This window comes from Kitasatospora putterlickiae (assembly GCF_039527695.1).
Taxonomy (GTDB): domain Bacteria; phylum Actinomycetota; class Actinomycetes; order Streptomycetales; family Streptomycetaceae; genus Kitasatospora; species Kitasatospora putterlickiae.
In genome coordinates this window covers 21323-29530 of the sequence record NZ_BAAAKJ010000025.1, presented here as the reverse complement: position 1 = coordinate 29530, position 8208 = coordinate 21323, and the positions used below count along the sequence as shown (strand labels likewise).

General features: G+C 73.3%; 6 protein-coding genes, 1 tRNA gene and 1 riboswitch. Of the genes, 2 read left to right on the top strand and 5 right to left on the bottom strand.

The features are described 5' to 3' along the window. Positions 1-118: 118 nt before the first annotated feature. Together ABD308_RS03210 and ABD308_RS03205 are read right to left on the bottom strand one after the other, a co-directional pair. Positions 119-1447 (bottom strand): alpha/beta hydrolase, encoded by a 1329-nt coding sequence (locus ABD308_RS03210; RefSeq protein ID WP_344325190.1) that lies wholly within the window; start codon positions 1445-1447, stop codon positions 119-121. Continuing rightward, positions 1444-2088 (bottom strand): class F sortase, encoded by a 645-nt coding sequence (locus ABD308_RS03205; protein ID WP_344325187.1) that lies wholly within the window; start codon positions 2086-2088, stop codon positions 1444-1446. Before ABD308_RS03205 ends, ABD308_RS03210 begins: the two co-directional genes overlap by 4 nt. A gap of 437 nt (positions 2089-2525) precedes the next feature. Between ABD308_RS03205 and ABD308_RS03200 the strand changes: the two genes are divergently transcribed. Further along, entirely contained in the window at positions 2526-3773 is a 1248-nt protein-coding gene (locus ABD308_RS03200; protein WP_344325184.1) for a polysaccharide deacetylase family protein, read from the top strand. A gap of 45 nt (positions 3774-3818) precedes the next feature. Here ABD308_RS03200 and ABD308_RS03195 read toward each other — a convergent pair whose 3' ends face one another. Together ABD308_RS03195 and ABD308_RS03190 are read right to left on the bottom strand one after the other, a co-directional pair. Continuing rightward, a complete protein-coding gene (locus ABD308_RS03195) occupies positions 3819-5258 on the bottom strand; it encodes an MFS transporter (protein WP_344325181.1) in 1440 nt (479 codons plus the stop codon). A 118-nt stretch (positions 5259-5376) separates the two neighbouring features. Next, positions 5377-5691 (bottom strand): DMT family transporter, encoded by a 315-nt coding sequence (locus ABD308_RS03190; protein ID WP_344325178.1) that lies wholly within the window; start codon positions 5689-5691, stop codon positions 5377-5379. Between the two features lie 45 nt (positions 5692-5736). Then, a riboswitch (guanidine-III (ykkC-III) riboswitch) is annotated at positions 5737-5802 on the bottom strand. A gap of 244 nt (positions 5803-6046) precedes the next feature. Here ABD308_RS03190 and ABD308_RS03185 point away from each other — a divergent pair. Next, a tRNA-Cys gene (locus ABD308_RS03185) sits at positions 6047-6118 on the top strand. A gap of 104 nt (positions 6119-6222) precedes the next feature. On the opposite strand, the gene ABD308_RS03180 is transcribed toward ABD308_RS03185, so the two are convergent. After that, on the bottom strand, positions 6223-8208 hold a 1986-nt coding region (locus ABD308_RS03180; RefSeq protein ID WP_344325175.1), incomplete at its 5' end, for a xanthine dehydrogenase family protein molybdopterin-binding subunit.

The following is an 8208-nucleotide window of genomic DNA, read 5'->3' as shown; positions in this document are numbered from 1 at the left end:
CCGCCGCGCGGCTGCTCGGGGACCCGCGGGTTGGGATGCGCGCCGCCCGGACCGTGCCCGGGCTCCCGCTCCCCTTCGTGCCCGCGCTGCGGGGGTGCCGGGGCGGCCCCGGACCGGATCACCGGATCAGTCCGGTCTGCCGGGCCAGCCAGGGCAGCTGGTCGACGATGCCCGGCCGGAAGATGACCCAGCCGTGGTCGCCCGGCATCAGGTCGAACTTGGCCTTCATCCCGGCGGCCTTGACCGCCTTGAAGATCTTCTCCTGCTGCGGGCGGAACTCGCTGTCGGACCGGCCGACGACGATCGCGGCGGCGGTGTCCGGGAAGTGCTTGCGGGCCATCACCTGCATCGGGTCGACGGCGTTGAACTTCGACTCGTCGCCGCCGAAGGCCTCCTTGACGGTCTGTTCGCGGGTGCCCAGGGTGGGCTCCTCCTGACCGGACATGTCCAGGAGGGCCCCGTACACCTCGGGGGCGTTGACGGCGAGCTGGAGGGCGCAGGTCCCGCCCATGGAGGCGCCTCCGATCACCCAGGACTGCCGGCCCTTGGCCGTCTGGAGGTTGGCGTGCACCCAGTCCGGGACGTCCTGGGCGAGGTAGGTCTGGACGTTGGCGATGTTCGAGTCGAGGCAGAGCGTGTTGTTCCACGTCGAACCCAGCTGGTCCGGCATCACCACGATCGGCGCGAGGCCGTTGTGCTGGGCGGCGAAGGCGTCCAGCGCCTCGTTGATCTGGCCGGAGAGCACCCAGTCGCCCGGGATTCCGGGCTGACCGCTGAGCATCACCACCACCGGCAGCAGTGGCCGGGGGTCGGCCTGGTAGGCCGGCGGCAGGTAGACGTACGCGTCGCGGGCGGTGAAGCCCGACTTGGTTCCGGGGATCGGCACGGTCGAGACGGTGCCCTTCTCGGGGAGTCCGGGCGGCGCCTGCCAGACCTCTTCCAGCACCTTGTCGAGAGTCGAACCGACGGTGGTGGCGGCCATCTCGGTGGTGAGGTCCTGGGTCTTGGAGAGCCAGGGCGCCAGCATGACGCGCCCGGTCGGGTACTGGCCGAAGCCGCGGTTGACCTGGGAGGAGGCCATCAGCAGCACCAGTGCCCCGGCGCCGGCCGCCAGCAGCCTGCGCCGCCCGACGGCGCCGGGCATCCGGAAGCCCACGAGGCTGAGCCCGAGCAGGGCGACGGCGATCCACCAGGTGACGTACCGGGGGGTGCCTTCGGGGAACGGGTGCCACCAGCCGTCGACGACGACGTCCAGGAGCAGGCTCAGCGTCGCGGCGACCAGCAGGGCGGCCGGGAGCCGGCGGCGCCACCAGGTGCGGCCGCGTGTCGAGAGGGCGAGGAGCAGCAGGGAACCCCAACCGGCCGCCAGGACGGCGTACGGGATCGGGCCGTGGGTGAGCGGCCAGTCGATCGGGTTCCAGGCCAGGGCGAGGGAGACGGTGGTCATACGTTCTTCCCCGGGCGGGTGGTGTCGGCCAGGAAGCCGTAGGCGACGACGTTGCCGTCGTAGCCGTGCTCCTCGCTGTAGCCGCCGCCGCAGGTGATCACCCGCAGTTGGGCGTCGGCGGCCTGGCGGTACACCCGGTCGTCCGGGAAGTCCTTTCGGTCGTGCACTTCGATGGCGTAGAGCTGGTAGACGGCGGTGCGGCCGTCCTCGCGGAGGATCTCGATCCGGTCGCCGCGGTGCAGGGCGCCCAGGTGGTAGAAGACGGCGGGCCCACTGCTGTTGTCGACGTGTCCGGCGATGATCGCGGTGCCGCGCTGGCCGGGGGCCGCGCCGTCCCGGTACCAGCCGGCGAGGTTGCGGTCCTCCTCCGGCGGGGTCTGGAGGCGGCCGTCCCGGTCGAGGCCGAGGCCGGTGACCGGGGCGTCGAGCCGGACGGCGGGGATGCGGATCCGGGTCGGCCGGGACGGTCCGAGCGGCGGCACCACGGAGACCGGGGCGAAGCCGCTGAGGGCCTGTCCGGCGCCGGGTTCCGGTGGGAGCGCGCCGTTCTGACCGTCGTGCAGCAGCCACGCACCCAGCACGAGCGCGGCACCGGCCGCCAGGGTGCCCGGCCACGGGCTCCTGCTCTGCTGGGCGCCCACCGGCGCTCCCCTCTGCTGACGTCGGACCGGTCACCGGTTCCTGGAAACTTCCTGGGAACCATGCAACCGGATCGGACCCTATGTCACATTCATACGCTGGTCGTACTCACTCCCCCCGATCGGCAGGGCCCTTGGGGCACGGCATTGCCCGAAGGGGTGAGATGTCACCGCCATGTCACCCCCCTGCCACCTGGCGGCTCCCAGGAACGACGACGGTCTCTTCATCGGACACTCAGGAAGCCGCCCCGGTTGCATCCTTCGGGCGATGAGTTACGACCACCCGTGGTGAAGCGCTGACCGATCTCGATCGCGTGCCATGCTGACCCCGTTCACAGGCCTATCACCGCACTTGTCCGACCGGGCGCCCGTCCGCCCGGCCGGCCACCCGCCGTGCCTGCCGCGCCCCGCCCCGCGCACGCCTCCCGAACGGAGTGACCATGGACGCTCTCTCCCGTCGCACCCTGCTGGCCGCGGGTGCCGCCGGCGCCGCCGCCCTCGCCGCCGGCTGCGGGGCCCGGACGGACCCGGGCGTCGGGCAAGCCACCACCCCGGCACCGGCACCGACCACCCCGGCCGAGGACCACGCGGTGGTCCCGACCGAGGCGGCCAAGCCCCCGGTCACCCTGATCGGCGACAGCTCCACCTCGGACACCGGCCCGCAGCCGGGCCAGACGGCCCCCGAGGCGCTGCGGCCCGGCCAGCGCCCGCCGCAGTTCGTGGTCTTCTCCTGGGACGGCGCCGGCGAGCTCGACAACGGCCTGTTCGAGCGCTTCCGCCGGCTCGCCCGGGAGCACGACGCCTCGATGACCTTCTTCCTCAGCGGCCTCTACCTGCTGCCGGAGTCCCGAAAGGACCTCTACCGCCCGCCGCAGCACAAGGCCGGCGCCTCCGACATCGGCTACCTGACCGACCAGCACATCCACGACACCCTGGAGAACGTGCACGCCGCCTGGCTGGAGGGCCATGAGATCGGCACCCACTTCAACGGCCACTTCTGCGGCGCCACCGGGGTCGGCAAGTGGTCGCCGGAGGAGTGGGACAGCGAGATCCAGCAGGCGATGGACTTCGTGATGAACTGGCGCACCAACACCGGCTTCACCGACCTGCCGGCGCTGCCCTTCGACTACCGCAAGGAGCTGATCGGCAGCCGCACGCCCTGCCTGGAGGGCCAGCGCAACCTGCTGCCGACCGCCGTCAAGCGCGGCTGGCGCTACGACAGCAGCGGCAACGGCACGCAGATCTGGCCGCAGCGGATCCAGGGCGGCGCGCTCTGGGACCTCCCGCTGCAGTCCATCCCGTTCCCCGGGCACACCTTCCAGGTGCTGTCGATGGACTACAACATCATGTTCAACCAGTGCGGCAGCAACACCAAGGCCGACCCGGCACTCCGCCCCGGCTTCCAGACCCAGGCCAGGGACGCCTACCTGATGGGCTTCGAGCGCGCCTACACCACCAACCGCGCGCCGTACGTCATCGGCAACCACTTCGAGGAGTGGAACGGCGGCATCTACATGAACGCCGTCGAGGAGGTCATCAGGACGATCGCCGGACGGCCCGAGGTCCGGCTGGTCTCCTTCCGGCAACTGGTCGACTGGCTGGACGCCCAGGACCAGGCGGTGCTGCGCAAACTGCAGACCCTCGGCCCGGGCCAGGCCCCCGCCGGCGGCTGGGAAACCTTCCTGTGATTCGCCCGCTCGCCTCCGGGGCGGCGCCGGCCGCCGGCTGAGCGCTCAGGCGGTCTTGCGGACCCGCCCCGAGACCAGCGCGCCGAGCAGCGCGACACCGGTCATGGTCAGGAAGATCACCGCGAACGCGCCGGTCGACCCGGTCCCCGTGGCGCCGTCGTGGGCGGCGGCCACCGAGCCGCCGCCGAGCGCCGCGAACAGCACCCCCGACAGGCCCACCAGCAGCACGTTGCCCAGCGCGTCGCTCACCTGGAGCGAGGCCGAGTTGGCCCCGGCGTCCTCCGGCGTCGACAGCTTCATCATCAGCACGCTGACGCTGGCGATCGCCAGGCCCATGCCGATCCCGCCGAAGGCCCAGGCCACCGCCGCCACCCAGCTCGGCACCGCGGGAATGAGCACCAGCGCCGCGCCCGCGATGGCCACCGCGGTCAGCACGAAGCCGCCGCGGATCATCGCCGTGCGGTACCGCTCGGCCCCCGGCCGGCCCTGGATCCAGGAGCCGAGCGCCCAGGACAGACCGCCGCTGGTCAGGGTGAGGCCGGCCAGCGTCGGCGACAGGCCGCGCTCGGTCACCATCATCAGCGGGATGAACGCCTCGGCCGCGAAGAAGGCCCCCGCCGCGACCCCGCGCAGCAGGATCACCGTCGGCAGCCCGCGTCCGGCCCGCAGGGTTCCGGCCGGCAGCAGTCCGAGCACCGCCGGGACCAGCAGCGCCGCCCCGGCGACGGCCGGCAGCAGACCGGGCAGGTCCAGCCGCTGGCCCGCGTACTGCAGCAGGCCGGCGCCGAACGCGGCCATCGCGGCCAGCCCGGTGCGACGGCGGTCGAACGCGGCGCCCCGGAGCACCGGCTGCTCCCGCTCCGAGCGGCGCAGCGCCGGGCCCATCACGGCCAGCGGCAGCAGGATCAGCGCCGGCACGGCGAGGAAGACCCAGCGCCAGCCGAGGTGCTGGGTGACCGCCCCGGCGACCACCGGGCCGATGATCGAGGGCAGCACCCAGGCCGAGGAGAAGGCGGCGAACACCGCGGGCCGCAACCGCTCGGGGTAGGCCCGGCCGACCACCACGTAGAGCGCGACGATCACCAGTCCGCCGCCGAGGCCCTGGATCGCCCGGCCGCCGACGAAGATCCACATCCCGGGCGCCGAACCGGCCACCAGCAGGCCCGCGCCGAACACCGCGATGCCGGTGAACAGCGGTTGCAGCGGGCCGCTGCGGTCGCACCACTGGCCGGACACGACCAGCGCGAACAGCGTGGTGGTGAAGTAGCCGGAGAAGGCGAAGGCGTACAGCCCGAGTCCGTCCAGCTCGCGGGCGGCCACCGGCATCGCGGTGTTGACGGCCGTCGCCTCGAAGGCGATCACCAGGACCACCGAGACGATCCCCAGGGTCAGGGCCCGGAAGCGGTCGCCCAGCACCCCGCCGCCGGGGTCGGTCGGTATGGGGACGGGGACGGTGTCGGCCGAGGCGGCGGAGGCAGTGGTCATACGTATGATCGTAAGGTGCGTCCGGGCCGGTCGCCCCTGACCCTGGTCGCTTCCCTTCTCCGACTCCGGTCCTAGGACTCGACCGGCGACGAGGCCGGTGACAGGGCCGGCGACGGGGTCAGTGCAGCACCTTCAGGCCCACCACGCCGGAGACGATCAGCAGCAGGCAGCCGATCCGGGCCGCGGTCACCGCGTCGCCCAGTACCGCCATGCCGTAGACCGCGGTGCCCACCGCGCCGATGCCCACCCACACCGCGTAGCCGGTGCCGATCGGGATCGAGCGCATCGCGTACGCCAGGCCGCCCATCGAGAGCGCCAGCGCCACGCCGAACACCACCGTCGGGACGAGCCGGGAGAAGCCCTTGGACGCCTCCAGGGCCACCGCCCACACGGTCTCCAGGACGCCGGAGAGAATCAGAACGAGCCAGGCCATGACGGTCATACCTCCGCAGTCGGCAGCGGCCGGGTTGCCGCTGTCACTGCGCCGTCTTGTCGTCACCGGGTACGACGCGCTCGTCCGGGGCGGCCACGAGGGGCCACCTGCCTCCGACGGTAGCACACGATCCGCCACACGGAATTTACAAATGGATATTGACGTTCCGCCCGGCATTCCGCCAAACTGAATTCACCAACACGGCGAACGACGACAGGAGTCGGACATGGACAGGAAGACGGCGGCCCGCGCGCCCCGCACCTGCGTCCCCGCTCCCCTGTGTTGTCGCGCCTGTCGCTGCCGCCACTGCGCCTGAGCGCCCCCGCGGTCCAGCCTGTCACCAGTTCCACCCCACGGCCGTGTGCCCGAGTGGTTTAGGGAACCGCCTGCAAAGCGGTGTACACGGGTTCGATTCCCGTCATGGCCTCCGAAAACGAATTGCCGGTCGGTGCGTGAAAAGCGCCGTCCGGCAATTCGCCGTGCGTTTTTCCGGGGAATTCAACGGGCCCGCCCGAATTCCCCGGCCGGCGCTCAGCCGGTGACGGCGTCCTCCGGGCGGATCGGCAGCCGGCCCACCGGCAGGCCGGTGGCGGCGCGCACCGCCGCGGCCACCGCCGCCGGCGCGGTCACCGCCGGCACCGCGCTGACCGCCTTGGCCCCGAACGGCGCCACCACGTCGCGCTCCTCCAGCAGGGCGGCCACCCGGATCTCCGGGGTGTCCAGCGCGGTCGGCAGCCGGTAGCCGGTGAGCGAGGGGTTGGCCAGCAGGCCGCCCTCGGTGCGCAGGTCCTCCAGCAGCGCCAGACCGACGCCCTGGGCGACGCCCGCCTCGATCCGGTCCTCGATCTGCCGCGGGTTCAGCGCCCGGCCGACGTCCTGGGCCACCGTCATCTCGACCACCCGGACGGCGCCCAGCTCGATGTCCACGTCCACCACCGCGCGCATCGCGCAGAACGCGATGGAGACGAAGGCGTCGCCCTGCCCCGCCTCGTCCAGCGGCTCGGTCGGGTGCGGGCGGCACTGCGCGGTCGCCCAGAGCTCCTTGCCCTCCAGCGCCTCGGCCACCGGCATGCCGAGCACCCCGTCGTACGAGGTGATCTTGCCGTCCGCGATCTGCAGCAGCTCCGCCGACATCCCGAAGTCGGCGGCGATCGGCTGGAGCAGCTGGTGGCGGACCATCAGCGCGGCCCGCTCGATCGCACCGCCGGACACCCAGGTGTGCCGGCCCCGGGCGGACGGCCCGGCCACCGACTGGTCGCTGTCGGCCGGCGCGATGTACACCTCGCTGACGCCCAGCACGCTCTGCACGATCTGCCGGGCCAGCGTGGCGAAGCCCTGGCCGGCGTCGACCGCCGCGCAGATCACCGTGGCGTGGTCGCCGCTGACCCGCACCGTCGCGGTGGCGACCTCGTCCTCGCCCTCGGCGCCGAGCATGTGCACCATGCCCAGCGCGTAGCCGATGCCGCGTCGCACCGCGGCCGGGTCGCCGGCACCGCCGGGCCCGCCCGGCAGCAGCCACTCGGCGTCCGGGTCGTCCACCGGCAGCGCCGGCAGCGGCTCCCCGGCGACGGCCTCCAGCAGCGCTCCCACCGGGGCCGGGCAGGTGACGGCCTGTCCGGTGGGCAGCGGGTCGCCGGTCGCCATCACGTTGCGGCGGCGGATCTCCACCGGGTCGACGCCGACCCGGGCGGCCAGCTGGTCCAGCTGCGACTCGTAGGCGAAGCACGCCTGCAGCGCGCCCTCGCCGCGCATCCGGCCGGCCGGCGGGTTGTTGGTGCGCACCGCCCAGGCGTCCACGAAGACGTTCGGGCAGTTGTACGGGCCGACCGAGAACGCGGCGGCGGCGGCCAGCGCCTCGGACGAGACGTCCGCGTAGGCGCCGCCGTCCAGCAGGATCTGCGCCTCGACCTTCACCAGCCGGCCCTCGGCGTCCGCGTGGTGGCGGTAGCGCAGCAGCGCCGGGTGCCGCGAGGTGTGGGTGTGGAAGGACTCCTCGCGGGTGAGCGTCATCTTCACCGGGCGGCCGGTGCGCAGCGCCAGCAGCGCCAGGGTGACCTGGAAGGAGAGGTCCTCGCGGTCGGAGGTGGCGCCGGGCACGCCGGTGACCACCAGCCGGACCCGGTCCGGCTCCAGGCCCAGGCAGGCGGCGGTGCGGTCGCGGTCGCCGTGCGGGTCCGTGGAGGACAGGTGCAGCTCGACCCCGCCGTCCGGGCGCGGCACGGCCAGGCCCGCCTCGGCGCCGAGCGGCGCCGGGTCCTGCCGGCCCACCTGGTACAGGCCCTCGACGACGACCTCGCCGGCCGCCTCCGGGTCGCCGGTGCGCAGCGGCAGGTGGCGGAAGAGGTTGCCGTCCGGGTGCAGCGGCGGGGCGGTGAAGGACTGCTCGGGGTCGGTGACGGCCTCCAGCGGCTCGTAGTCGACGGCGATCAGGCCGACCGCGAGCCGGGCGGTGTCGGGGTGGTCGGCGGCGACCGCGGCCACCGGCTCGCCGTGGTGGCGGACCACCCCGGGGCCGCC

Bases quoted from the DNA above. Each gene is read 5' to 3' on its own strand.
- ABD308_RS03210 (WP_344325190.1), bottom strand. From the start codon at position 1,447: ATGACCACCGTCTCCCTCGCCCTGGCCTGGAACCCGATCGACTGGCCG.
- ABD308_RS03200 (WP_344325184.1), top strand. From the start codon at position 2,526: ATGGACGCTCTCTCCCGTCGCACCCTGCTGGCCGCGGGTGCCGCCGGC.
- ABD308_RS03195 (WP_344325181.1), bottom strand. From the start codon at position 5,258: ATGACCACTGCCTCCGCCGCCTCGGCCGACACCGTCCCCGTCCCCATA.
- ABD308_RS03190 (WP_344325178.1), bottom strand. From the start codon at position 5,691: ATGGCCTGGCTCGTTCTGATTCTCTCCGGCGTCCTGGAGACCGTGTGG.